Here is a 23,754-nt window from a genome sequence, read left to right on the forward strand (position 1 = left end):
CCGCGCCGGGCCGGCCCCTGCCACTGCCCGGCAAATGCGGACATGCCCGAGCCAAGCGTTACTGATTAAGCAAAAATTCACGTCTTCGTCACCTGCTGGAAACCTAGATTGGCGCGTCCCGGTATCGATCCGGCGACAGCCCTCAACGCTACGGTTTTCCAGTTAGGAGAGAAGCTGTGAAACACCCGATCCAACGGCCCGCCAGCCGCCGCCGCACCACCCTGGCATCGTCCATCACCCATATCCTTGCTGGCAGCACCCTGCTGCTGGTCGGCGCCGTGGCTTCTTCCTCAGCCTTTGCACAGGAGCAGGCCACCAACCTCGACCGCATCACGGTCACCGGCTCCAACATCCCGCGCACCAACACCGAGACACCGTCGCCGGTGCAGGTGGTGACCCGCCAGGAAATCGACCGCACCGGCAAGACCACGGTCGCCGAGTACCTGCAGACCCTGACCGCCGACGGCGCAGGCTCCATTCCCAAGACCTTCGGCAACGGCTTCGCCGGTGGCGGCGCCGGCATCTCGCTGCGTGGCCTGGGCGCCGGCTCGACGCTGGTGCTGTTGAACGGCCGCCGCATGGCCACCTACGGCCTGGCCGATGACGGCCAGAAGGTCTTCACCGACCTCAGCACCATCCCGCTCGATGCCGTCGAGCGCGTGGAAGTGCTCAAGGACGGCGCCTCGGCGATCTATGGCTCCGACGCCATCGCCGGCGTCGTCAACATCATCCTGCGCAGCGACTTCCAAGGCGCCATCCTGCGCGGTTCCTACGGCATTTCCGGTGACGGCGATGGCGATGCGAAGAAGGCGACCCTTACTGCCGGCACCGGCGACCTGTCCAGCGATGGCTGGAATGCGTTCTTCAGCCTGGACGTCGGCAAGACCGACGCGATCAAGATCAGCGACCGCAAGAACCGCAAGTGGATCGGTACCGGCGATATCCGGCGCTGGGGTTACGACGCTGCAGACGCGCAGTTCCTGGGCGGCGCCTACCTGTCGGGCGGTACCGCCGGCGGCGTGGGTCCCAATGGTTCGGTGTTCGACGCCACCGGCCATCTGGTTGCCCTGCCGGGCTGCGCCGGGCTGACCACGATTCCCGGGCAGAGTGACGCGACCGCACAGGCCCAGGGTTGCCTGTGGGATCCGGCGCAGCAGTACCGCGACCTGAGCCCGGAAGAGAAGTACGTGAACGTGTTCGGCCGCGCCAGCTTCGCGTTTGGTGAAGGCGGCGAGGTCTATACCGAGATCGGTTACTCGAAGAAGGAAACGATCTTCAGCAATACGCCATCCGGCGTATCCGGCGGCTGGGGCTACCCTGGCGGCCCGGTCAACGCCAACAGCGGTGCCGGTGCGACCCAGCTGTATGCAGGTCATCCGGACAACCCGCTGCCCACCGCGGCCCGCCTGCGTTACAGCGCGTGGGACGTGGGCCCGCGCGTGACCGACAATACCAATGAGTTCAACCGCTTCCTGGTGGGTGTCAAGGGCAACTGGGGCGACTGGAGCTACGACACCGCCTACCTGCATTCCGGCACCGACCTGGTCAACAAGCGCACGGGTTTCCTGCGTTATGACGCAGTACGCTGCGTGCTGGGCAATCCGGCCTGCCCCTATGGCACCTGGCGCATCGGCGACAATGCCTCGCAGACGCCGCAGTCGGTCTACGATGCCATCAGCCCGACCATCAGCGCGCGTGCCAAGTCGAGCCTGGACATGTTCGACTTCACCATCTCGCGCAGCCTGATGGATCTCAAGGGCGGTCCGCTGGGCCTGGCCTTCGGTACGGAGTGGCGCAAGACGAGCAACAGCCTGACGCCGCAGACCTTCACCGATATCGGCCAGATCATCGGCCTGGGCTACTCGGCCTACGACGGCACGCAGAATGTGTATGCCGGCTACGCCGAACTGTCCGCACCGGTGCTGGAGCAGTTGGAACTGAGCGCTGCGGTCCGCTACGACAAGTACGAAAGCGGCGAAGGCAAGGCCACGCCGAAGCTGGGCGTGAAGTGGACCCCGGCAGACTGGATCGCACTGCGCGCCAGCTACGCTGAAGGCTTCCGTGCGCCGAACCCGGCCGAGAACGGTGACGGTGGCTTGGCCGCTTTCTCCAACGCCCGCGATCCGGTGCGTTGCGCCATCGACCCGGCCAACGAATGCACCGCGCGCTCGGTGGCGATCATCACGCGGCCGAACAAGGACCTGAAGCCGGAAGAGTCCAAGAGCTACTCGGTGGGCATCGTTCTGCAGCCAACCTCGACCACCTCGCTGACTGTGGATGCGTGGGAAATCAAGCGCACCAACGAAATCGCGCAGGGCAGCACGGCCGACGCCATCGCCGCGGGCAACGTTCTCCGCGATGCCAACAACATCGGCGGAGTCGCCAACAGCGGCACCATCCTGGCCGTCAATACCGCCTACGTGAATGCCAACTCCTCGCGCGTCCGCGGTATCGACACCGACATCCGCCAGACCTTCGACATCGGCCCGGGCCAGCTGGAAATGGACCTGCAGTGGAGCCACGTGCTCAAGTTCGAGCGCACCGAGGGTGATACCACCGTCGACTATGTGGGCACCCACGGCAACTGCGACGTGACCAACTGCATCGGCACGCCGAAGGACCGCATCAACTTCGGCACCACCTGGAAGCAGGGCCCGTGGAGCATCAGCGGCGTGGCCAACTACATCAGCAAGCTGGAGAACAAGGACCGCCGCGGCGGTGACTACCTGGCCTTCTATGAAGACGGCGAGCCGGTAGAGAAGATCTCCTCGTTCACCACCTTCGATCTGTCCGGCCGCTGGAACATCACCGAAGCCTTCGAGCTGAACGCTTCGGTGCAGAACGTGTTCGACCGCATCGCGCCGCTCGACCCGAGCACTTACGGTGCAGTCAATTACAACCCGCTGCACTTCAGTGGTGCGATTGGCCGCTACTTCACTGTCGGCGCCAAGTACACGTTCAAATAATCCCGCTGCTGTGTTTGCTTCGAAGGCCCGGGCTGTTGCCCGGGCCTTCGTCGTTTCCTGGCTGTTCGTTGTCCATGCCGGCTCCCGCACACCCGGCCTTGCAGCCATGTTCACGAGTACATGGCTAGGGTGTGCTCGCGGCATCCGGGCCGCAGGGGATCTCAATGGCCACGACATCGCAACGCCTCGGCCTGCCGGCGTTGACTGCACTGGTAGTCGGCTCGATGGTCGGCGCCGGTATCTTTTCGCTGCCGCAGAACGTCGCGCGCAGTGCCGGTCCGGCCGCCGCGATGATCGGCTGGGCCGTCAGTGGCGCCGGCATGCTGATGCTGGCCTTCGTGTTCCAGGCCCTGGCCAACCGCCGTCCGGACCTGGACACCGGCATCTACGCATATGCACGCGAAGGCTTCGGCAACTACATCGGCTTCTCCGCGGCGTGGGGCTACTGGGTCGCTTCGGTACTGGGCAATGCCAGCTTCTTCGTGCTGATCTTCAGCGGCCTGGGCCATTTCATGCCGGTGTTCGGCGAAGGCAACACGCCAGCCGCCGTGGCCGCTTCGTCCGTACTGTTGTGGACCGTCCACCTGCTGGTGCTGCGAGGCCTGCGCACCGCCGCCATCGTCAACGGCCTGGTGACGGTGGCCAAGCTGCTGCCCATCGCACTGTTCCTGGTGCTGGCCGCCGGCGCGTTCCGCATGGAGGTGTTCCGCGCCGACTTCTTCGGCACACCTGCGCTTGGCGACCTCGGCCAGCAACTGCGCGGCATGATGCTGGTCACCGTGTGGGTGTTCATCGGCATCGAAGGCGCCAGCATCTATTCGCGGCGTGCCGCGCGCCGTGCCGACGTCGGCCGTGCCACGGTGATCGGTTTCCTGGGGGTCTGGCTGCTGCTGGTCCTGGTCAGCCTGCTGTCGATGGGCGTGCTGTCGCAGGCCGAACTGGCCGGGCTGCCCAACCCGTCGATGGCCTATGTGCTGCGCGCCATCGTCGGCGAATGGGGCGCGACGGTGATCATCGCCGGTTCGATCATTTCGGTGCTGGGCGCGTTGCTGGCCTGGGTGCTGCTGTGTGCCGAAGTGCTGTATGCCGCCGCTGGCGACGGCACAATGCCCGCCTTCCTGGGACGCGAGAATGCGCGTGGCGTGCCGGCCAATGCATTGTGGTTGAGCAACGGGCTGATCCAGCTGTTCCTGCTGCTGGTGCTGTTCAATGCGGGCAGCTACACCGGCCTGGTGCTGCTGGCCGCATCGATGAGCCTGGTGCCCTACTTCCTGTCCACCGCGTTCGGCGTGCAACTGGCCTGGCGCGGGCAGTCCTACGCGGGTGAGCCACGCGTGCGCTGGCGCGATTTCGTGGTCGCGCTGCTGGCCAGCGCCTACGCGCTGTGGCTGGTGTATGCCGGTGGCCTGAACAACCTGCTGCTGTCGGTGCTGCTGTACGTGCCCGGCGTTGTTCTGTTTGCGCAGACCCGGCGCCAGCGCGGCGAGCCGGTTTTCACGCGCTGGGAGTGGGGGCTGTTCGGCGCGATCCTGGCAGTAGCGATCGCCACGCTGGTAGCGTTCTGGAAGGGCCGGATCACGCTGTAGCGCCGAGCGCGTGCCCGGCTTGGAGGATGCAGCCGAGCATGGGCTCGCCGCCACAACACGGCAAAAAAAAACCTGCATCTCGCGATGCAGGTTTTGCAAGGTGGCGCCCGAAGTTGGACTCGAACCAACGACCCCCTGATTAACAGTCAAGTGCTCTAACCGGCTGAGCTATTCGGGCAGACGACTAGTATAACCACTCTTCACGCGCGATGGTAGGGGTGATTGGCAATCATTGCGGCAGCCCGATACAGCTGCTCGGCCACCACCAGACGCACCAGCATGTGCGGCAGCGTCAGCGGTCCGATCGACCACTTTTCGTCGGCCAGCGCGGAGACCTCTGGCGAATGCCCTTCCGGGCCACCGATCAGGAAGGCGAGGTCCCGGCCCTGCCCGCGCCAATGCTCCAGGCGCTGCGCCAGCTGCTCGGAACTCAACTGCCGCCCCGGCACGTCCAGTGCCACCACGTAAGCGTTCTTCGGCAGCGCGGCGATGACCCGCTTGCCTTCATCCTCGGTGGCACGGCGTGGATCGCGCCCCTTGCCGCGCAGGCCGGGTTCGATTTCCACCAGCTCGAACGGCAGCCAATGCGACAGCCGCTTCTGGTATTCGGCGAACCCCTGCGCGACCCAGCTGGGCGCGCGTTCACCGGTGGCGATCAGGCGGGCTTTCATCAACGGTCCTCCAAAACGTCGACGGCGCCATCGGCGCCGTCGAAGGGATGCGTCAACGTGCGGCTCAGGCCACTTCGTCGTCGCTGGACGGCGGCTGGTCGCCGACGGTCCACAGGCGCTCGAGCGCGTAGAACTCACGCACGCGCGGCAGCATCACGTGGACGATCACGTCGCCCAGATCGACCAGCACCCACTCCGCTTCGCGCTCGCCTTCAACACCCAGCGGCATCACGTCGATGTTCTTGGCGAAGCGCACGACTTCATCGGCAATCGACTTGACGTGGCGGGTCGAAGTGCCCGAAACGACGATCATGTAGTCGGCAACGCTGGACCGGCCGCGCACGTCGATCTCGACCAGGTCCTTGGCCTTCAGGTCTTCGGTGGCTTGGCGGACGCTGGCCAGCAGTTCCGGCACGGACGGCGGCGGGCTGGGCAGATCGACCTTGATGGTCTGGGGCTGGGTCTGGTTGCTCAAAATGGATCGACTCGATAAACGTGGGGCGATTATACGGGGATGGCGCGGCCGCGCCATTCACGCCGTGCCCGGGCGGTACAGCCCGTGTGCAGAGACATAGTCGGCTACGGCCGGTGGCAGCAGTGCGCGCCAGGGACCGCCAGCGGCAATCTGCGAGCGCACGGCGCTGGCCGATTCCTCGCGCAGTGGGTGGTGCAGGCGCAGGATGCGCCCGGCCGGGCTGGCGAACAGGGCCTGCTCATTGTCGGCCCAGCGCCCTTGCAGGGCGCGCCCCAGCTCGCCATCGATCGACGCCTGCAACGGACTGCCCGGTCGTTCGGCCACCACGAAGTGGGCCAGATCGAACAGGGCCTCCCATTCGTGCCAGCCGGACAGCCCCAGCAGGCTGTCGGCGCCCACCAGCCAGGCCAGCGGCCGGCTCGGGCCCAGCTCGCCACGCAGCTCGCGCAGGGTGTCGACGGTGTACGACGGGCGACCGGGGCAGCGGGTGGCACGATCCAGTTCGCGACGGTCCAGCAGCAGCCCCGGCTCGTCGCCGATGGCCAGCGACAACATCGTGCAGCGCTGCTCAGCGGTGGCACCGGGCACCGCGCGGTGCGGCGGATCGGCGGCCGGCAGCATGCGCACGGCGACCTGCAGTTCATCACGGGCCGCACGCGCGATCGCCAGGTGCCCGAGGTGCACTGGATCGAAGGTGCCCCCGTAGTAGATCCGCAGGCTCATCACTCAGGCCCGCGCCAGCAGGCGCACGGCACGCGGTTCGGCCACGGCCACCAGCAGGCGTTCCAGCGCCAGCCAGGCGTCGCCGTCAGCGCGCCCCTTGGCAATGCGGTCGACCAGCCCCGCCTCGGCCACGAAGCGCTCCCAGCGCTTGCCTTCCGGGTGCCGCTGCAGCGCGCGCTTGTAAGGCGCCTGCCGCGATTCCCAGATGCCACGCGATTTCATTTCAGCGGCCAGGTTGCCACCACGCGCCTGCACGCGGGCCAGGCCTGCGCCCGCCAGCAGTTCGCGGATCACGATCGGCATCAATGCGGCCACCGCCTCCCCTTCACCGCGCAGGCCGGCCAGCATGCGCAGCACCGCCGGCGGCTGGCCGGAGAACGTCGCCTCCACCAAGCGGAACACGTCGTAGCGGGCAGCGTCAGCCACCAGCGACTCCATCCGTTCCACATCCAACGGCTGGCCGTCGGCCAACAGCGCCAGCTTGTCGATTTCCTGGGCGGCGGCCAGCAGGTTGCCCTCCACCCGCTCGGCCAGGCGCTGCACGGCGGCCGGGTCGGCACGCAGGCCCTTGCCGCGCAAGCGGCGCTCGATCCAGTCCGGCAGTTCGTGCGGCTTGATCGCCCATGCCACCGACAGCACGCCGATGCGGCTGACCGCCTCGGCCCACTTGCCCTGGTGGGCCTTGCTCCATTCATTGGCGGTGATCATCAACACCACGTCCGGCGCCGGGTTGGCGCAGAACTGGCTGATCACCTCGGCGCCCTCCTTGCCCGGCTTGCCGCTGGGCAGGCGCACCTCGACCAGGCGGCGGGCGCTGAACAGGCTGGGCGCATTGAAGCTGGCGTCAAGCTGGTTCCAGTCGAAATCACGCCCGTCGGCGTCGAACACTTCGCGTTCGCCGATGCCCGAGGCGCGCGCACGCGCGCGGATGGCATCTGCGGCCTCCAGCACGCGCAGTGTTTCCGGGCCTGCGATCAGGTATACCGGCGCCAACGCCGTGTCAGCGCCCTGGCTGGCCAGCTGCTCCGGACGCAGTTCCATCGTCGCTACCGCTCAGTGCTTGACGGCGGCGGCCGGCTCTGCCGGCACCGCGCCCTCGATCGGCTGGGCCTTCGGCGCGGACAGGCTGCCCCCCTTCTCGATCTCGGCGCGGACCACGCTGTCGATACGGCGGATGATCGAGGCGGACATTTCCCGGCGCAGCTCCGTGGCCAGGATTTCGCGTTCGGTGGTGGTGCCGGTGGCGTCGGTCGGCGGCGACACGTAGTCGCGCGACAGCTCGATCACCTGCTGCGGCACCAGTTCGCTGCCATCCTCGCGGCGGAAGATGAAGATCACCGCATAGCGCAGGCTGTACTCCTGCGCACGACCCTGCGAGTCGATGGCGATCGGGAGGTCACCCCAGCGCTCGGACAACACCTGCAGCTGGGTACTGGGTTCCTTGCTGTCCTCATCGGCCAGCCTGGCACCGGAGGCCAGCAGGCTGCGATTGAGCAGCTTGACCAGTTCACTGTACGGGGCGGTGGAGACCACCTTCACCGGGGCGGTGTCGGTCGGCAGCATCAGCTTGTTGCGCAGATGGAAGCCGCAGCCGGCGAGGCCGAGGACAAGAACGAGGGCAAGCAGGATTCGGGTCATGGAGACAGTCTGGCGGAGCCGGGCGATCACGGCAACACACAGCGTGCCCGAAGCCGCGTGAATGCAGGGCCATCAAGCACCCGGCCCTGCTTCTGGAAAGGCACCGGCCACCACGCGGGTGGCCGGTGCGAGGTACATCAGGCGGCGACGATGTTCACGATCTTGCCCGGGACGATGATGATCTTGCGCACCGTCAGGCCTTCCATGAACCTGGCCGCGTTGGGCTCGGCCAGCGCCAGCGCCTCGACCTGCTCGCGCGCGGCATCGGCCGCCACCTCGATGGTGCCACGCAGCTTGCCGTTGACCTGCACCGCCAGGGTCAGCGCGTCGCGCACCAGCGCACTGGCATCGGCCTGCGGGAACGGCTGGTCTTCCAGCAGCGTCTCCGCGTGACCCAGCACCTGCCACAGGGCGTGGCTGGCATGCGGGGTGATCGGGTTCAGCAGCAGCACGATGGCCTGCAGCGCTTCCTGGCGCACCGCACGGCCCTGCTCGCTGTCGTCCTCGAACCTGGTCAGTGCGTTCATCAACTCCATCACCGCAGCGATCGCGGTGTTGAAGCTGTGGCGGCGGCCGTAGTCGTCACCGACCTTGCCGATGGTTTCGTGGGTCTTGCGGCGCAGCGCCTTCTGGTTGGCATCCAGTGCTGCAACGTCCAGCGCCGGGGCGGCACCGTCGGCAGCATGCTTCTGCACCTGGGCCCACAGGCGGCGCAGGAAGCGCGCCATGCCGTCCACGCCGGCCTCGTTCCACTCCAGCGACTGCTCCGGCGGCGCGGCGAACATCGAGAACAGGCGCACGGTGTCGGCGCCGTACTTGCCGACCATCGCCTGCGGGTCCACGCCGTTGTTCTTCGACTTGGACATCTTCTCGGTGCCACCGACCACCACCGGCTGGCCGTCGGCGATCAGGGTGGCGCCGGTGATGCGGCCGCGCTCGTCACGCTGCACTTCCACATCGGCCGGGTTGATCCAGTCCTTCGAACCGTCCGGATTCGGGCGGTAGTAGGTCTCGGCGATCACCATGCCCTGGCACAGCAGGTTGCGCGCCGGCTCGTTGCTGTCCACCATCCGCGCGTCGCGCAGCAGCTTGTGGTAGAAGCGGAAATACATCAGGTGCAGGATCGCGTGCTCGATGCCACCGATGTACTGATCGACCGGCAGCCAGTAGTTACCGCGCTTGTCGACGGCGTCACGGGCACCCGGCGAGGTGTAGCGGGCGTAGTACCAGCTCGACTCCATGAAGGTGTCGAAGGTGTCGGTCTCGCGCTCGGCGGCGCCACCGCATTCCGGGCAGGTGGTCTTGCGCCATTCCGGGTCGGTCTTGATCGGCGAACCGGTCCCGGAGAACGCCACGTCCTCCGGCAGTACCACCGGCAGCTGCTCCTCCGGCACCGGCACCGCACCGCACTTGGCGCAGTAGATCACCGGAATCGGGCAGCCCCAGTAGCGCTGGCGGCTCACGCCCCAGTCGCGCAGGCGGTAGTTGACGCGGCGCTGGCCCTGGGCCTTGCGCTCGAAACGTTCGGCCAGCGCTTCGAACGCGCCCTGGAAGTCCAGGCCGTCGAATTCGGCCGAGTTGACCAGTTCGAAGGCACGGCTCTTGTCGCTGTACCAGTCCTGCCAGCGGCTGCCGTCCCAGGTGCGCTCTTCCTCAGTGCGCGGATCCTTCAGCGCGATGACCTGCTTGATCGGCAGCCCGTACTTGTTGGCCACTTCATTGTCGCGCTGGTCATGGCCCGGCACCGCCATCACCGCGCCGGTGCCGTAGCCCATCAGCACGAAGTTGGCGACCCACACCGGCACCGGCTCGCCGGTGACAGGATGCAGCGCGCGCAGGCCGGTATCCATGCCGCGCTTTTCCTGGGTTTCCAGTTCAGCCTCGGATACACCGCCCTGCTTCAGGTCGGCCAGCATCGCGGCCAGTTCCGGATTGTTCTTCGCCGCGTGCAGCGCCAGCGGGTGTTCGGCGGCGATCGACACGAAGGTCACGCCCATCACCGTGTCCGGGCGGGTGGTGAACACGCGCAGCGGATCCAGCACGCCACCATCGACGTCGCGCACGTCGAACTGGATTTCCAGGCCCTCCGAGCGGCCGATCCAGTTGCGTTGCATGGTCTTGACTGATTCCGGCCAGCCGTCCAGCTCGTCCAGGCCATCCAGCAGTTCCTGGGCGTAGTCGGTGATGCGCAGGAACCACTGCGGGATCTCGCGCTTCTCGACCAGGGCCCCCGAGCGCCAGCCGCGGCCGTCGATGACCTGCTCGTTGGCCAGCACGGTCTGGTCGACCGGGTCCCAGTTCACCACCGCGTTGCGGCGATAGGCCAGGCCCTTGCGCATCAGGCGGGTGAACATGCGCTGCTCGTGGACGTAATAGTCCGGACGGCAGGTGGCGAACTCGCGCGACCAGTCGATGGCATAGCCCAGCGATTTCAGCTGGCTGCGCATGTGGTCAATGTTCTTGTAGGTCCACGCCGCCGGCGCGGTCTTGTTCTTGATCGCGGCGTTTTCCGCCGGCAGGCCGAACGCGTCCCAGCCCATCGGCTGCAGCACGTTGTGGCCAGTCATGCGCTTGTAGCGGCTGATCACGTCGCCAATCGTGTAATTGCGCACGTGGCCCATGTGCAGCGCACCGGACGGGTACGGAAGCATCGACAGGCAGTAGTACTTCGGCTTGTCCGAGGTCTCGTCGACCTCGAAGGCACGGGTGGCGTCCCAGTACTGCTGGGCGGCGGATTCAACCTGCTGCGGGTCGTAGGCGTTGGTTTCAGCGCTGGTCATGGAACACGCGGATGCGGCGGCAAAGCGGTACAGCGTACCGTAGTGCGGCAAACGTCTCCAATCCTGCCTGCTGGGGGTGGGCGCCGCGATGCCCCGGGAGCCGTCTCAGCGTTGGCGCGACAGCGGCAGTGCGGTGGCCAGCCAGGCCACCCAGCAGGCAAACGCCAGCCGTTGTGCCAGCGGCGCCGGCAGGACGCCCTGCAGGGCAAACGCGCCCACCGCAGCCAGCATGCCGCAGCCCAGGGCCAAGGCGCCCAGGGCGCGGCCATGCGCCTGACGCAGCTGTGTCGTGCCCAGCAACAGGGTCCCGGCGACGAAGCCCAGCACCCAGATCATCCAGGCACTGGCATGCAGCTGGCTGGCCGGCCCATGCAGATCGTCCACGTCCAGCGGCAGCAAGCCCATCGCGGCAAAGCCCAGGCCAGCCAGCAGCAGCATCTGGCTGCCGACCCTCGGTGCCCAGCCGGCAGTAGCGGGCAGGCTGCGGCGCAGGCGCTCAGCCACCACCGCGGCGAGCACGCCGGGCAGCACGAAGCCAAGCAGATTGAAGGCCAGCGCATGCGGTACACCCCGCGCACCCAGCAGCGCCACCGGGTGGCGGGCCTGTGCATAACCCTCCAGGCCGGCACCGAAGCCAGACACAGCCAGGACGAACACGACTGCAGCAAGCAGTCCCAACCAACGATCAAGCCGGACCATGGACATTGCGCGCAGTCACCCGGAAAAGAATGGATCAGCCCATTGTCGCGGCAGCGACGCGAGGCGCCAAGCACGGCGCATTTCAGATCAATTCGATATCCGCGTGTTTCTCCCACAGCGATGCTCGCGGCGTGGCAGTTCCGCCATGCAGGGAGTTCCCCATGATCCAACGCATCCTCGCCGCCGCACTCAGCCTGGGCCTGGCCACCGCCGCCCAGGCTGCCGAGTTCAGCTGCTACGCCAAGATCGGCCCGCCCAGTGCCGCCCAGAACAGCGGCACCCTGATGGGCGGTGTCAGCGCTGCCAGCCTGCAGGCAGCCGAGGCCGAGTACTACCGGCGCACCTCGACCACCAAGCCGGTCAGCGCTGGCAGGTGGGTGATCCACGAGCTGTACTGCGTGCCGCGCGCATAAGTCGGGCATGGCGGGCCTGCGGGCCCGCCAACCGCAACTCGAGGGCGTACTCCGTGATGGCAGGGTTGAGACGGACATCGATCGTCACCATAGAATCGGTCTCCAGATGCCAAGCGATGCTTTCCCCATGACCGAGACGACCTACGTATTCGACGCCACCACTGCGACCTTCGAGGCCGAAGTCCTGCAGAAGTCGCTGCAGACGCCGGTGCTGGTCGACTTCTGGGCCACCTGGTGCGGGCCGTGCAAGACCCTCGGCCCGATGCTGGAAAAGCTGGCTGCCGAGTACAACGGTGCGTTCGAGCTGGCCAAGGTCGATGTCGACAAGGAACAGCAGATCGCTGCGGCCTTCCAGATCCGCTCGGTGCCCACCGTGTTCCTGGTCAAGGGCGGCCAGCTGGTGGACGGCTTCCCGGGCGCCATTCCGGAAGGCCAGCTGCGTGAGTTCCTGGCCCAGCACGGCATCGTACCGGCCGATGTGGGCGATGCTGTCCCCGAAGATGACGCCCCGCTGGATCCGCAGGCGCAGGTCGATGTGCTGCGTGCGCAGATCGCCGCCGAGCCGGACAAGGATGAACTGAAGCTCGACCTGGCCCTGGCCCTGCTGCAGATCGGTGGCGTGGACGAGGCAGGCACCCTGATCGACGGCTTGCCCGCCAATCTGGCCACCGACGACCGCGCCGTGCGTGTCCGCGCCCGCCTGGCCTTCGCCGCCGCGCTGAAAGATGCCCCGGCCGCCGAGGTGCTGGAGGCACGCATCGCCGCTGACGGCAAGGACCTCAAGGCCCGCCACCTGCGCGGCGTGCAACTGCTGCTCGGCGGTCATGACGAGGCCGCGCTGGCCCAGTTCCTGGAAATGCTGCGGATCGACCGCGGATTCGAGGAAGGCCTGCCGCGCAAGGCGCTGATCGACGCCTTCAATGTGATCTCCGACGAGGACCTGGTCGGCCAGTACCGCCGCAGGATGGCGTCGCTGCTGTTCTGAACGGGAACCCGCTCCGTTCAGAATCCCTGCACTGAACGCGGGCAATAATGCCCGCGCTGGTGGCCATGCGGTCGCCACGATCCGTTCGGGGGGATGAGGTCGGGGCCATGGGGTCTTGCAGCTGCACCCCCGCATTGCCGGGATTGCAAACTGTGACCGTCGTCCGCTCTCTGTCGTTCGCCATGCATTTAACGGGCGCTCTGCTCTGCGCCCTCTTCCTGATGCCCGCCATTGCCGGCGCCCAGGACTGGAACTACCGGGTCCGGCCCGGCGATACCCTGTGGGACCTGGGCGGGCTCTACCTGAAGCCCACGGTACGCTGGCAGCAGCTGCAGCAGCACAACCGCATCGACAACCCCTACCAGTTGCCGCCGGGCCAGCTGCTGCGCTTCCCGATCAGCTGGCTGCGCACCGAACCGGCGCCGGCCCGGGTGCTGTCCGTGCGCGGCAAGGTCGCGCTGGCAGGCGCCGATGGCACGGCGACCCGCGCGCTCCAGGCCGGCGAACAGCTGCATATCGGTGACACCGTGGAGACCGAAGGCGATTCCAGCATCACCCTGGAATTCGCCGATGCCTCGCGCCTGCAGCTGCGCGAGTACTCGCGCCTGCGCCTGGACCAGCTGAGCCGTTACGGCCACACCGGCATGGTCGACACCCGACTGCGCCTGCAGCAGGGGCGAGCCAGCAACCGGGTGACGCCGGCGCGCGGTCCCGCCTCGCGTTACATCATCGATGCGCCCACCGCGACCAGCAGCGTGCGCGGCACGGTGTTCCGGGTCAGCGCCGGGGATAACGGGCACGTCGGTGCCACCGAGGTCCTGCAGGGCAAGGTGCAGGTCGGCAACTCCCATGGCCAGCGCCTGGTCCGGCCGGGCGAGGCGACCCGCAGCAGCAGTGCCGATGCGGCGCCCGCTGCGGTCTCTGCACTGCTGCCGGCGCCGGCGCTGCGCAATGACGCGCTGCGCCTGGCGCCGCTGCCGACCCTGCTTGCCTGGGAACCGGTCAATGGCACCGATCATTACCGGGTGGAAGTGGTGCAGGCGGCAACGCCGGAGATCCTGCTGTTCGCCGCCACCACCGCCGACACCCGGCTGGCGATCGGCGATCTGCCGCCTGGCCAACTGCGCATCCTGTTGCGCGCGGTCGACGCCCAGGGGGTCGAAGGCCTGGATGCCAGCGTTGATTTCGAACTCAGCGACCAACCGCCGCCACCGCTGACGGTGGCCCCGCTGCATGGACAGACGATCAACAGCGACCGGCCGCGTTTCCGTTGGAGCCAGGCCCCCGGCGCACGCAGCAGCGTGCTGCAGATCGCCGCCGAGCCGAGCTTCGTGCAGCCACTGCAGGAACAGGCCACCCATGCGACCGACCTGCGCCTGGCGCAACCGCTGCCGCCCGGCCAGTACTACTGGCGCGTGGCCTCGCGCGATGGCGAAGGCCGACAGGGCCGCTATGGCCAGGCGTTGCCGCTGCAGCTGAGCAATGAACCGGTGGACCCGGCCCTGCAACCACCCGAGGCCGCACACGGCGAGCTGACGCTGCGCTGGCAGGCCGGCAGCGAGGGCCAGCGCTACCGGGTGCAGGTGGATCGCCACGGCGACTTCAAGGCACCGCTGGTCGACGAAACCGTGGACCAGCCGCAGGTGAGCTTCAAGCGCCCGTGGAGCGGCACCCTGCATGTACGCGTGCAGTACATCGACGATGACGGCCACGCCAGCGCGTTCTCGCCTGCCCAGCAGGTCCCGCTGCCGTGCCGCCTGTGCTACGGCGCGGGTGGCGGTGCCCTGCTGCTCTGGTTGTTGTTGTGAGGCGCTCGCCGCTGCCATGGTCGAAGCGGATCCTGCTGGCCCTGCTGGCCGGCGTGCTGACCATCGTGGCCAGCCAGGGACAGTGGCTGTGGCGGCAGGACGAGGCGGCCTATGACGCGTTGGTCGGCAACTGGGATTACCGCCCCGATCCCAGCGTGCTGATCGTCGCCATCGACGAAGGCAGCCTGCAGCGCATCGGCCAGTGGCCCTGGCCCCGCTCGGTGCATGCACGCCTGCTTGACCGCCTGACCGATGCCGGCGCCGAACGCGTCGCGCTGGACCTGATGCTGTCCGAACCGGATCGCCGTGACAGCCGACAGGATGATCAACTGGCGGCCGCCATCCGGCGCAACGGCCGGGTGGTGCTGCCGGTGCTGGCCGCACCGGCGGCCGGCGACCGCATGGCCGAGGAAATGCTGCCGATCCCACAGATCGCTGCCAGTGCCGCCGCCATCGGCCACACCGATGTGGAAGTGGATGGCGACGGCGTCGCCCGTGGCGTCTATCTGCACGCAGGTATCGGCCAGCCGCACTGGCCGGCACTGGGCCTGGCACTGGCCGACCTGCCTGCCGGTGCCGTACGCGGCCTGCCCGATCCCGACCCGGAACTGGGCTCGCCCTATCAATGGCGTCGCGACGATTACGTTCGCGTGCGCTACGCCGGCCCCCCCGAGCGGCTGCCGCAAGTGTCCTATGCGGACGTTCTCGATGGCCACGTGGACATGGCGATGCTGCATGGCCGCCGCATCGTAGTTGGCATGACGGCCAGCGGCATCGCGCCCCGCCTGCTGACCCCGACCACCCGCGAGTTCTGGATGAGCGGCAGCGAGTACCAGGCCAACATCACCTCGATGCTGCTGCAGCACAGGCAGATCGATGTTCTACCGCATGCCTGGCAGCACGCCATCAGCGGTGTGCTGGTGGCGCTGTGCGTGATCCTGCTCGGCCTGCGCCTGCCCTGGCTGGTCGCGCTGTGTTCGTTGCCGATGCCTGCCCTGCTGAGCTGGCTGCTGCTGCGCACGAGTGACCTGTGGTGGGCGCCGGCCAGCGCGATGCTGGGCGTGACGCTGGCACTGCTGGTCTGGGCGGTGTGGCGGATCTCGGCCTGGCACCGCCAGGCCAACCGCGACGCCCTTACCGGCCTGGGCAACCGCCTCCGCTTCGAGCAGTCGCTGCAGCAGGAATGCGATGCAGCGCGGCGCAGCGGCAAGCCATTGAGCCTGGCGTTGATCGACGTCGACCACTTCAAGCGCCATAACGATCGCCACGGGCACCAGGTCGGCGACCGCGTGCTGCGTGATGTCGCCCGCCTGATCGGCGCCCATGCGCGCCGCCCGCGCGACATGGCGGCACGCTACGGTGGCGACGAATTCGCGCTGGTGCTGCCGGATACACCGGCCGAGGGCGCACGCCAGGTGATTGAGGACCTGATTGCCTGCGTGCGCGCATTGCCGGCGCCGGGCGATGGCAGCGACGATACCGTCACGCTCACGATCGGCGTATTCACCCGCGTGCCCGACGGCGAACTGCAGCCCCACCATTTCGTGGAAGGCGCCGACACCGCCCTTTATCAGGCCAAGGCCAACGGCCGCGACGGGTACATGATCGACGGCCCATGAGGCAGGACATGCACGCCGCCGTTGGACACACGCCCGGGGTGCAACATACGCATGCGAATGGTTAGACTGGGCACCTCGCCTCGCGCCCCGGACCCGCATGAACGCCCGCCTGTTCCGCTTCGGCATCAACCTGTGGCCGCCGTTCCTGTTCACCGGCATCCATGTCACCCGCATCACGCCCGATTACCGGCAGATCGACGTCGAGCTGCGGCTGCGGCCGTGGAACCGCAACTACGTCGGCACGCATTTCGGCGGCAGCCTGTTCGCGATGACCGACCCGTTCTGGATGCTGGGCCTGCTGCACATCCTCGGCCGTGACTACTACGTGTGGGACCGGGCCGGTGCGATCGATTTCCTCAAGCCTGGCCGGGGCACGGTGCGCACCTCGTTCCGCATCGACGATGCGCTGCTGGCCGAACTGCGTGCCGAAGCAGCGGGCGGCGAGAAGGTGCTGCGCTGGTTCAGCAACGACGTCGTCGACGAAAGCGGCGAGGTGGTCGCCCAGGTGCGCAAGCAGGTCTATCTGCGGTTGAAGCCACACGCGCGCTGATCCGGCGCGGGCGCTGTCCTCTGCTGCCCTGCCAGGGAGGCTCCGATGCGCCCGTATGCGCGTGTGCACCTGCGGTGCGACGCGGAGCGAAGGCGGCCGCGAGGATGACGAGGACAGCGCGCACTGGCCGCCGCTGCTCAGTCGCGCGCGGCGGCGGCCGGGGCGTCCCCCACCACCATCGGTACCGACAACCATGGGCTCTCGTCGGTGCTGCGCGGCGCTGAGCGCCGCGCTACCTGCAGCCGGCGGCCATCGGCCGACAACTGCGGTGTGCGCACCTGCGAGCGGAATTGGGCAGGCAAGCGCTTCAGCGCATCCACAGGGTCCTCGGCCTGCTGTCGCAGCCAGCGTTGCGCACCGATCAGCCGCACCATCGCGGCAGCATCCTGGGGCCGTGACGAATAGGCCGGATAGGCCGGGCCCGCGATATCGGCCAGCACGCACCCCATGACGTTCGACAGGCAGCCGAAGTCATGCTGCGGCGGTGCCGGCACCGGCAGCGGGCGATCCGCCGCCAGCGCGGTCATCGCCGCCGCGCCACAGGCCCAGCCCAGGTTGCCCGCCACACGCGCCAGGGTGCTGCGGCGATCGAGGACCAGCACACCACCGAACTCCTGCGCCGAGGTTTCGATCGCAGCCCTGCTCATCGCATACTCGCCCTGCATCGCACGGCACAGGCTCTGTTCGGCGGCCCGCATCGGCTTCATCGCCTGCTCGCATTCCGCTGGCAGCGGCTGCTCGGCTGGCAGTTCGACCAGCATGTCGGCCAGCAGCTGGGCATTGGCCTGCACCAGGCTGGCACCGATGATGCTCTCCACCAGGTAGCTGCCGCCCGTCACCAGCCGGCGGCCCAGCTGCAGCCCGCGGCAACTGCCACGCAGCGCACCGTCGATATCACCCTGCACATAGGCCAGCGCGCGTGCGCTGGTGGCATCGATCACCAAACCATAGGTCGGCATCGGCACCAGGATGCCTTCCCCTTTGGGCCGGAACGGCGACACGAAGTGATCCGCATCGGCCAGCTGGTCCAGGCGCGCATGCAGCTGCTGGTGGCCAGCGTGGGCATCGACGAAGCGCTGCGGGTCCGCGCGCACCTGGGCGAGGCAGTCACTGGCGGTCGGTCCGCAGCTGGCCGAAGGCCGTGATTGCAGCTCGACGTGGTCCTCTGCCAGCTGCGGACGGGCGCCGCCCTTGCCGCGCGGATCCGCCTCCCAGCGCTGTACGTCCCGGGCCAGCGCCTGATCGCGCTGGCCCGGGTCGAGATCGTCGAACGCGAGTGTCCACAGCAGCGCAAAGCCGTTGCGGCCATCAGCGGGCAGGCGGGCCTGCAACCGCTGCTGGGCCTGCAGCCGTGATTCCGGCACCGGCCACATGCGCGAGGCACACCACACCACGATGGCCAGCACCAGCAGTCCTGCCAGGGCCCAGCCCAGTCCGCGCAGAATCTTCAACACAGCTTCCCTTCCATGCATCGCTGCCGCAGTCGATCCCCCAGCGTAATCGACCGGCTGTGGCCGCTACAATGCGCGCATGTCGCTCGAAGCCCCCGCCCTGGTCCCCCGCCCCTCCCTGCAGCGCCTGTTCCTGACCGGCCTGCTGACCCTGCTGCCGATCTGGCTGACCTGGGTCGTGGTCAAGTTCGTGTTCGTGCTGCTGTCGGGCATTTCCAGCCCATTGGTGGTGCCGCTTTCCGAGCAGATCGCGACAAGCTTCCCGCATTACCTCGGCTGGGTCCGTGCCGAGTGGATCCAGAACACCATCGCCCTGATGGCCACCCTGCTGGTGATCCTGGCGGTGGGCGTGGCCAGCCGCCGCGTGCTCGGCCAGCGCCTGCTGCGCTGGGTCGGCGCGGTGATCAAGCGCATTCCGCTGGCCAGCATCATCTACGACAGCGCCAAGAAGCTGCTGGACATGCTGCAGACCGAGCCGGGCAGCACCCAGCGCGTGGTGCTGATCGATTTCCCGCACCGCGACATGAAGTCGGTCGGGCTGGTCACCCGCGTGATCAAGGAACAGGGCACCGACCGTGAACTGGCCGCGGTGTACGTGCCAACCACGCCGAACCCGACCTCGGGTTACCTGGAGATCGTGCCGGTGGAGCTGCTGACCCCGACCGACTGGACCGTCGACCAGGCCATGAGCTTCATCATTTCCGGCGGTGCCGTCGCACCGTCCAGCGTTCCGTTCACGCGCGCAGGCGAACGCAGCCAATGACCACCGCGGCGCCAATCGAGCGCCCGCTGCAGGACCGCGCGGTCCTGCTGTTCATCGTGCTGGCCGCGTTCTTCTGCGGCAACGCCGTGCTGGCCGAACTGATCGGGGTGAAGATCTTCGCGCTGGAAGACACCCTCGGCATCGATCCGCTGAACTGGAACCTGTTTGGCCAGACCGGTTCGCTCAGCTTCACCGCCGGTACCCTGCTGTGGCCGGTGGTGTTCATCATGACCGACACGATCAACGAGTTTTTCGGCAAGCGCGGCGTGCGCTTCATCTCATGGTTGGCCGTGGTGCTGATCGCCTATGGCTTCCTGTTCGCCTTCGCAGCGATCTCGCTGGCGCCGGCCAGCTGGTGGGTCACCTCGATGGACGGCCACGGCGTGCCGGACTACCAGGCGGCATTCGCAGCGGTGTTCGGCCAGGGCATGTGGACCATCGCCGGTTCGCTGGTGGCCTTCCTGCTCGGCCAGCTGATCGACGTGGCCGTGTTCCACCGCATCCGCCAAGCCACCGGCGAGCGCCACGTGTGGCTGCGTGCGACCGGATCCACCGCGATCTCCCAGGTGGTGGACAGCTTCGTAGTGATCTGGATCGCCTTCGTGCTCGGCCCGCAGCACTGGCCGACCTCACTGTTCCTGGCCGTCAGCAGCGTCAACTACATCTACAAGATGGGCTTTGCGGTTGCCTTGATTCCACTGCTGTACCTGATGCGGCGTGCGATCACCCGCTACCTGGGCGCAGACAGGGCCGCCGCGCTGCGCGCCGCGGCCGCGGCTGACTGAAGCCCCAGCGACGGCAAGCTGACTGCGCCTTCACGCTGGCCGTACGCGGCCGGATCGTGCAAGCTCCACGGTCTGTGTTCCACGGAAGCTCCTGATGCCGCATCGCACCCGCGCCCTGGCCGCCGCCATTGCCGCGTTGTTCCTGTTCAGTGCCGTACCGTCGGCCGAAGCAGCGAAGAAAAAGGCCAGCCGCCCTGCCGCCGCGCAGACCCGCCAGGCTGCCAAGCCCAAGGCCAGGCCCGCCCGCGCCACCGCGCCGGCGCGTGGCAGCTCGGCGCGCCGCGCCGCGCCGCGCCCGGTCGCGCCGGCCCGGGCCGTACCCAAGCAGGTGCAGCTGGAGCGCCTGTACGACGAGTACTGGGATGCCTCGATGCGGTTGAACCCGCTGCAGGCCACCTTCCAGGGCGAGGCCCGCTACAACGACCAGCTGCCCAACATCCTGTCCGCCGCCTGGCGCCAGCAGTCGCACGACTTCACCACGCAATGGCTGGGCAAGGTCGAGAAGCTCGGCAGTGACGGCCTGCAGGGCCAGGACCTGCTCAGCTACGAGATCTTCGTGCGCGACGCGCGCGCATCACTGGCCGCCGAGCGCTACCCGAGCTGGATGATGCCGATCAGCCAGTACTACAACATCGGCAGCATCATGGCGATCCTCGGCTCCGGTGCGGGCGCGCAGCCATTCAACACCGTGCAGGACTACGACACCTGGTCGCGCCGTTCGCTGGGCATTCCCGAGCTGTTCGACCAGGCCATCGACAACATGCGCCAGGGCATGAAGGCCGGCGTGGTGCAACCACGCGACCTGATGGAAAAAGTGCTGCCGCAGCTGGACGCGGTGATCAAGCCGACCGCCGAGGAAAGCATTTTCTGGTCGCCGATCCGCACCATGCCGAACACCATCCCGGCTGAGGACAAGGCGCGCATCAGCGCCGAATACAAGCGCATGATCGAGCTGCGCATCATGCCGGCCTACCGCGCCCTGCGCGGCTTCATCGCCACCGAATACCTGCCGGCCACACGCACCAGCAGCGGCCTGGGCGCATTGCCCGATGGCCAGGCCTGGTACGCCAACCTGATCGTGCAGACCACCGCCAGCGACCAGACCGCCGCACAACTGCATGCGCTGGGCGAACAGCGCGTGCAGGAACTGCAGGCGCAGATCGCCACGGTGATGAAGGACGCCAAGCTGCGCGGCTCTCCGACCAAGCTGCTGCGCAGCATGCGCAACGACCGCCAGTTCCAGTACGGCGACGCCAACGCGCTGATCAACCGCTACCGCCAGGTGCAGCAGCAGGTCAGCGCACGCCTGCCGCAGGTGCTGGATACCTTGCCGCAGGCACCGCTGGAAGTCCGTGCGGTGGAACCGGAACGTGCACTGACCGCCGCCGCTGCCGCCTATCAGCCGTCGGCGGCCGGTCAACCGGGCGTGCTGTACATCAACACCCGCGACCTGCCCAGCCGCAAGCGCTGGAACGTGCCGGTGCAGTACCTGCATGAAGCGATCCCGGGCCACCACGTGCAGCTGGGCCTGCAGCAGGAGCTGGCCAAGCTGCCGCGCTTCCGCCGCCTCGGTGGCGATCTCGCCTTTGTCGAAGGCTGGGGCCTGTACGCCGAAACGCTGGGCGAGGACCTGGGCATCTACACCGATCCCTACGACCGCATCGGCTACCTGTACTCGCGCCTGCTGCGCGCCGCCCGCGTGGTGGCCGACACCGGCGTCAATGCACAGGGCTGGAGCAAGCAGCAGGCTGTCACCTACCTGCAGAAGACCGTGGACATGAGCAGCGACGACGCCAGTGCCGAAGTCGAGCGGATCATGGCCCAGCCCGGCCAGGCGCTGTCGAACGTCGCCGGCCTGACCACCATCGTTGCCCTGCGCGACAAGGCCAAGGCACGCCAGGGCGCCGCCTTCGACCTGCGCCGCTTCCACGCCGAACTGCTGAAGGACGGCTCGATGCCGCTGGACGTGCTTGACCGCAAGATGGAACGCTGGATGGTTCAGCCGGCCAACACTACGCCCACGCCTTCACCTTGACCCCTCCGGAGCCACCATGCGCCCTGCCGTCGCCCTGTTCGCCGTCGTGCTGGGCCTGCTGCCCTCAACGGGTATCGCCGCACCGGTGCTGACGCCACCGGATGCGGGCATCGACGGGCTGATGCAGGCCTACGACGGCCAGGTACCCGGTGCTGCAGTCCTGGTGCTGCACGACGGGCACGCGGTGTTCCGCCGCGGCTACGGCCTGGCGGTGGTGGAGGACGGCACCGCGGTCACCCCGGCCAGCAACTTCCGGCTGGCCTCGGTCAGCAAGCAGTTCACCGCTGCGGCGGTGCTGCTGCTGGTGGAGGATGGCCGGCTTGGGCTGGATCAACCCGCCCGGCAGTGGCTGCCCGAACTGCCACCAGCTGCCGCGGCCATCACGATCCGCCAGCTGCTCTCGCACACCGGCGGCCTGCTCGACTACGAAGACCTGATGGATCCGGCTGATACTCGGCAGGTGCATGACGCCGACGTGCTGGCCCTGTTGTCGCACGAGGACCGCCTGAATTTCGCACCCGGCACGCAGTACCGCTACAGCAACAGCGGCTATGCACTGCTGGCACTGATCGTCGGCCGCGCATCCGGCCAGGATTTCGCAGCCTTCCTGCAGCAGCGCCTCTTCCGTCCACTGGGCATGGTCCACACCGTGGCCCATCAGGACGGCATCGATACCATCGCCGCACGCGCCTATGGCTACAGCTGGATCGATGGCCGCTGGCAGCGCACCGACCAGAGCGCCACCAGTGCCGTGCTCGGCGATGGCGGGATCTACTCTTCGCTGGACGATCTCGCCCGCTGGGATGCGGCGCTGTACGACGACCGCCTGCTGTCGAAGGCCTCGCGCCGCGCGATGTTCAGCCCGGCCACATCGACATCCGAACCGGATGTGCCGCACTACGGCTTCGGCTGGCGCCTGAACGGCCCGGTGCAATGGCACAGTGGCGAAAGCATCGGCTTCCGCAATGTGATCGTGCGACACCCGGAAAAGCACCTGACCGTGATCGTGCTGACCAACCGCAACGCCCCCGAACCCTATCCGCTGGCACTGAAGATCGCCCAGCGCTGGCTGGACACCCTGCAATGAACACTGGTTCCGACGCCCTGCTGGGCATCCACCACGCGGCACTGATCTGCAGCGATTATGCGTGTTCAAAAGACTTCTACGTCCGCATCCTCGGCCTGCGCGTACTGGCCGAGAACCACCGCGCTGCGCGCGATTCCTGGAAACTGGACCTGGCCCTGCCCGACGGCGGACAGCTGGAACTGTTCTCGTTCCCCTCGCCACCGCCCCGCCCCAGCCGCCCGGAGGCCCAGGGCCTGCGCCACCTCGCGTTCCGGGTGGCCACGCTGGAGCCGTTCATCGAACGCCTGGCCAGCCACGGCGTGGACTGCGAACCGATCCGCGTGGACGAATATACCGGCCGCCGCTTCACCTTCTTCGCTGACCCTGACGGCCTGCCGCTGGAGCTGTACGAAGTCGGTTGAGGCCCATTGCCGCCACCGGACGCCTCATCCACGCATGGCGTGGATCTACCGTGTCGACCAAGGTCGACACCTACCAACAGCACACGGAACCTGTCGAAGGCGGGGCGGGTCCGTTTGCGGGGGCGTGAGCCGCATGGGCCCGAGGCATGCCTCGGGCGGGTTGGGCAGGACGCCCAACCCCGGTCTTGCCGTGTGCGCAGGATTGCGCACACGAGCAAGCGGCGACCGAGCTTACATGGGTGAGGGCGCTTTGCTTGCGAAGCACTGCTTCGCAAGCGCCCGAACGCACAGCCGCCAGCGGCTGGGCCGGGCCCCGGAG

The 23,754-nt window shown here is 67.7% G+C and carries 19 protein-coding genes, 1 tRNA gene and 1 pseudogene; 12 read left to right on the forward strand and 9 right to left on the reverse strand.

Annotated features, from left to right (window positions below):
* Positions 1 to 176 precede the first annotated feature (176 nt).
* On the forward strand, positions 177 to 2,966 hold the full coding sequence (locus AB839_RS12775) for a TonB-dependent receptor (protein ID WP_061479655.1): 2,790 nt from the start codon (positions 177 to 179) through the stop codon (positions 2,964 to 2,966).
* A 164-nt stretch (positions 2,967 to 3,130) separates the two neighbouring features.
* Complete coding sequence (locus AB839_RS12780; RefSeq protein ID WP_061479656.1) at positions 3,131 to 4,552, forward strand: basic amino acid/polyamine antiporter; 1,422 nt, start codon at positions 3,131 to 3,133, stop codon at positions 4,550 to 4,552.
* A 101-nt stretch (positions 4,553 to 4,653) separates the two neighbouring features.
* On the opposite strand, the gene AB839_RS12785 is transcribed toward AB839_RS12780, so the two are convergent.
* The 8 genes and pseudogenes from AB839_RS12785 to AB839_RS12820 form a co-directional block, all read right to left on the reverse strand.
* Positions 4,654 to 4,730: transfer RNA gene (locus AB839_RS12785), tRNA-Asn, on the reverse strand.
* A 22-nt stretch (positions 4,731 to 4,752) separates the two neighbouring features.
* On the reverse strand, positions 4,753 to 5,223 hold the full coding sequence (gene rlmH, locus AB839_RS12790) for a 23S rRNA (pseudouridine(1915)-N(3))-methyltransferase RlmH (protein WP_005418108.1): 471 nt from the start codon (positions 5,221 to 5,223) through the stop codon (positions 4,753 to 4,755).
* A gap of 64 nt (positions 5,224 to 5,287) precedes the next feature.
* Positions 5,288 to 5,698: a ribosome silencing factor gene (gene rsfS, locus AB839_RS12795; protein WP_005418109.1), complete on the reverse strand. Its 411-nt coding sequence runs from the start codon at positions 5,696 to 5,698 to the stop codon at positions 5,288 to 5,290.
* 57 nt (positions 5,699 to 5,755) lie between these two features.
* Positions 5,756 to 6,424 (reverse strand): nicotinate-nucleotide adenylyltransferase, encoded by a 669-nt coding sequence (nadD, locus tag AB839_RS12800; RefSeq protein WP_185807464.1) that lies wholly within the window; start codon positions 6,422 to 6,424, stop codon positions 5,756 to 5,758.
* A complete protein-coding gene (gene holA, locus AB839_RS12805; protein ID WP_049414424.1) occupies positions 6,425 to 7,462 on the reverse strand; it encodes a DNA polymerase III subunit delta in 1,038 nt (345 codons plus the stop codon).
* 90 nt (positions 7,463 to 7,552) lie between these two features.
* Positions 7,553 to 8,059 (reverse strand): annotated as a pseudogene (gene lptE / locus AB839_RS12810) (LPS assembly lipoprotein LptE); the annotation flags it as partial.
* 137 nt (positions 8,060 to 8,196) lie between these two features.
* The gene (leuS, locus tag AB839_RS12815; protein WP_061479673.1) at positions 8,197 to 10,839 is read right to left on the reverse strand and encodes a leucine--tRNA ligase; all 2,643 of its coding nucleotides are present in this window, start codon (positions 10,837 to 10,839) and stop codon (positions 8,197 to 8,199) included.
* Between the two features lie 105 nt (positions 10,840 to 10,944).
* On the reverse strand, positions 10,945 to 11,544 hold the full coding sequence (locus AB839_RS12820) for a DUF998 domain-containing protein (RefSeq protein ID WP_061479659.1): 600 nt from the start codon (positions 11,542 to 11,544) through the stop codon (positions 10,945 to 10,947).
* A 155-nt stretch (positions 11,545 to 11,699) separates the two neighbouring features.
* Between AB839_RS12820 and AB839_RS12825 the strand changes: the two genes are divergently transcribed.
* From AB839_RS12825 to AB839_RS12845, 5 genes are all read left to right on the forward strand, one after another.
* Positions 11,700 to 11,951, forward strand: coding sequence for a hypothetical protein (locus AB839_RS12825; RefSeq protein WP_061479660.1), 252 nt, complete (start codon positions 11,700 to 11,702; stop codon positions 11,949 to 11,951).
* A 127-nt stretch (positions 11,952 to 12,078) separates the two neighbouring features.
* Entirely contained in the window at positions 12,079 to 12,936 is an 858-nt protein-coding gene (gene trxA / locus AB839_RS12830) for a thioredoxin (RefSeq protein WP_061479661.1), read from the forward strand.
* Between the two features lie 107 nt (positions 12,937 to 13,043).
* Positions 13,044 to 14,744, forward strand: a complete 1,701-nt coding sequence (locus AB839_RS12835) for a FecR domain-containing protein (protein ID WP_061479662.1) — start codon at positions 13,044 to 13,046, stop codon at positions 14,742 to 14,744.
* The gene (locus tag AB839_RS12840) at positions 14,741 to 16,363 is read left to right on the forward strand and encodes a CHASE2 domain-containing protein (protein ID WP_061479663.1); all 1,623 of its coding nucleotides are present in this window, start codon (positions 14,741 to 14,743) and stop codon (positions 16,361 to 16,363) included. The genes AB839_RS12835 and AB839_RS12840 overlap by 4 nt, the downstream gene beginning before the upstream one ends.
* Before the next feature lie 97 nt (positions 16,364 to 16,460).
* Positions 16,461 to 16,913, forward strand: a complete 453-nt coding sequence (locus AB839_RS12845; RefSeq protein ID WP_061479664.1) for a DUF4442 domain-containing protein — start codon at positions 16,461 to 16,463, stop codon at positions 16,911 to 16,913.
* Between the two features lie 137 nt (positions 16,914 to 17,050).
* Here the strand turns inward: AB839_RS12845 and AB839_RS12850 are convergent, their stop codons facing one another.
* A complete protein-coding gene (locus AB839_RS12850) occupies positions 17,051 to 18,367 on the reverse strand; it encodes a hypothetical protein (protein ID WP_061479665.1) in 1,317 nt (438 codons plus the stop codon).
* A gap of 76 nt (positions 18,368 to 18,443) precedes the next feature.
* Between AB839_RS12850 and AB839_RS12855 the strand changes: the two genes are divergently transcribed.
* The 5 genes from AB839_RS12855 (at position 18,444) to AB839_RS12875 (ending at position 23,435) form a co-directional block, all read left to right on the forward strand.
* Positions 18,444 to 19,127 carry a DUF502 domain-containing protein gene (locus AB839_RS12855; RefSeq protein WP_061479666.1) on the forward strand — a complete coding sequence of 228 codons (684 nt, stop codon included), beginning with the start codon at positions 18,444 to 18,446 and terminating at the stop codon, positions 19,125 to 19,127.
* A complete protein-coding gene (locus tag AB839_RS12860; RefSeq protein ID WP_061479667.1) occupies positions 19,124 to 19,912 on the forward strand; it encodes a queuosine precursor transporter in 789 nt (262 codons plus the stop codon). The genes AB839_RS12855 and AB839_RS12860 overlap by 4 nt, the downstream gene beginning before the upstream one ends.
* Before the next feature lie 94 nt (positions 19,913 to 20,006).
* Positions 20,007 to 21,947 carry a DUF885 family protein gene (locus AB839_RS12865; RefSeq protein ID WP_061479668.1) on the forward strand — a complete coding sequence of 647 codons (1,941 nt, stop codon included), beginning with the start codon at positions 20,007 to 20,009 and terminating at the stop codon, positions 21,945 to 21,947.
* Positions 21,948 to 21,963: 16 nt separating this feature from the next.
* Positions 21,964 to 23,034, forward strand: a complete 1,071-nt coding sequence (locus AB839_RS12870; protein WP_061479669.1) for a serine hydrolase domain-containing protein — start codon at positions 21,964 to 21,966, stop codon at positions 23,032 to 23,034.
* Positions 23,031 to 23,435: a VOC family protein gene (locus tag AB839_RS12875; RefSeq protein ID WP_061479670.1), complete on the forward strand. Its 405-nt coding sequence runs from the start codon at positions 23,031 to 23,033 to the stop codon at positions 23,433 to 23,435. The genes AB839_RS12870 and AB839_RS12875 overlap by 4 nt, the downstream gene beginning before the upstream one ends.
* Positions 23,436 to 23,754 lie beyond the last annotated feature (319 nt).

The organism is Stenotrophomonas sp. DDT-1 (assembly GCF_001580555.1).
GTDB classification, from domain to species: domain Bacteria; phylum Pseudomonadota; class Gammaproteobacteria; order Xanthomonadales; family Xanthomonadaceae; genus Stenotrophomonas; species Stenotrophomonas sepilia.

What these genes read in the sequence shown, in the direction of transcription:
- AB839_RS12855 (WP_061479666.1), top strand. Translation starts at nt 18,444, where the DNA reads ATGTCGCTCGAAGCCCCCGCCCTGGTCCCCCGCCCCTCCCTGCAGCGC.
- holA (WP_049414424.1), bottom strand. Translation starts at nt 7,462, where the DNA reads ATGGAACTGCGTCCGGAGCAGCTGGCCAGCCAGGGCGCTGACACGGCG.
- AB839_RS12820 (WP_061479659.1), bottom strand. Translation starts at nt 11,544, where the DNA reads ATGTCCATGGTCCGGCTTGATCGTTGGTTGGGACTGCTTGCTGCAGTC.
- AB839_RS12860 (WP_061479667.1), top strand. Translation starts at nt 19,124, where the DNA reads ATGACCACCGCGGCGCCAATCGAGCGCCCGCTGCAGGACCGCGCGGTC.
- AB839_RS12875 (WP_061479670.1), top strand. Translation starts at nt 23,031, where the DNA reads ATGAACACTGGTTCCGACGCCCTGCTGGGCATCCACCACGCGGCACTG.
- AB839_RS12780 (WP_061479656.1), top strand. Translation starts at nt 3,131, where the DNA reads ATGGCCACGACATCGCAACGCCTCGGCCTGCCGGCGTTGACTGCACTG.
- AB839_RS12845 (WP_061479664.1), top strand. Translation starts at nt 16,461, where the DNA reads ATGAACGCCCGCCTGTTCCGCTTCGGCATCAACCTGTGGCCGCCGTTC.
- AB839_RS12870 (WP_061479669.1), top strand. Translation starts at nt 21,964, where the DNA reads ATGCGCCCTGCCGTCGCCCTGTTCGCCGTCGTGCTGGGCCTGCTGCCC.
- rlmH (WP_005418108.1), bottom strand. Translation starts at nt 5,223, where the DNA reads ATGAAAGCCCGCCTGATCGCCACCGGTGAACGCGCGCCCAGCTGGGTC.
- trxA (WP_061479661.1), top strand. Translation starts at nt 12,079, where the DNA reads ATGACCGAGACGACCTACGTATTCGACGCCACCACTGCGACCTTCGAG.
- AB839_RS12865 (WP_061479668.1), top strand. Translation starts at nt 20,007, where the DNA reads ATGCCGCATCGCACCCGCGCCCTGGCCGCCGCCATTGCCGCGTTGTTC.
- leuS (WP_061479673.1), bottom strand. Translation starts at nt 10,839, where the DNA reads ATGACCAGCGCTGAAACCAACGCCTACGACCCGCAGCAGGTTGAATCC.
- AB839_RS12825 (WP_061479660.1), top strand. Translation starts at nt 11,700, where the DNA reads ATGATCCAACGCATCCTCGCCGCCGCACTCAGCCTGGGCCTGGCCACC.
- AB839_RS12835 (WP_061479662.1), top strand. Translation starts at nt 13,044, where the DNA reads ATGGGGTCTTGCAGCTGCACCCCCGCATTGCCGGGATTGCAAACTGTG.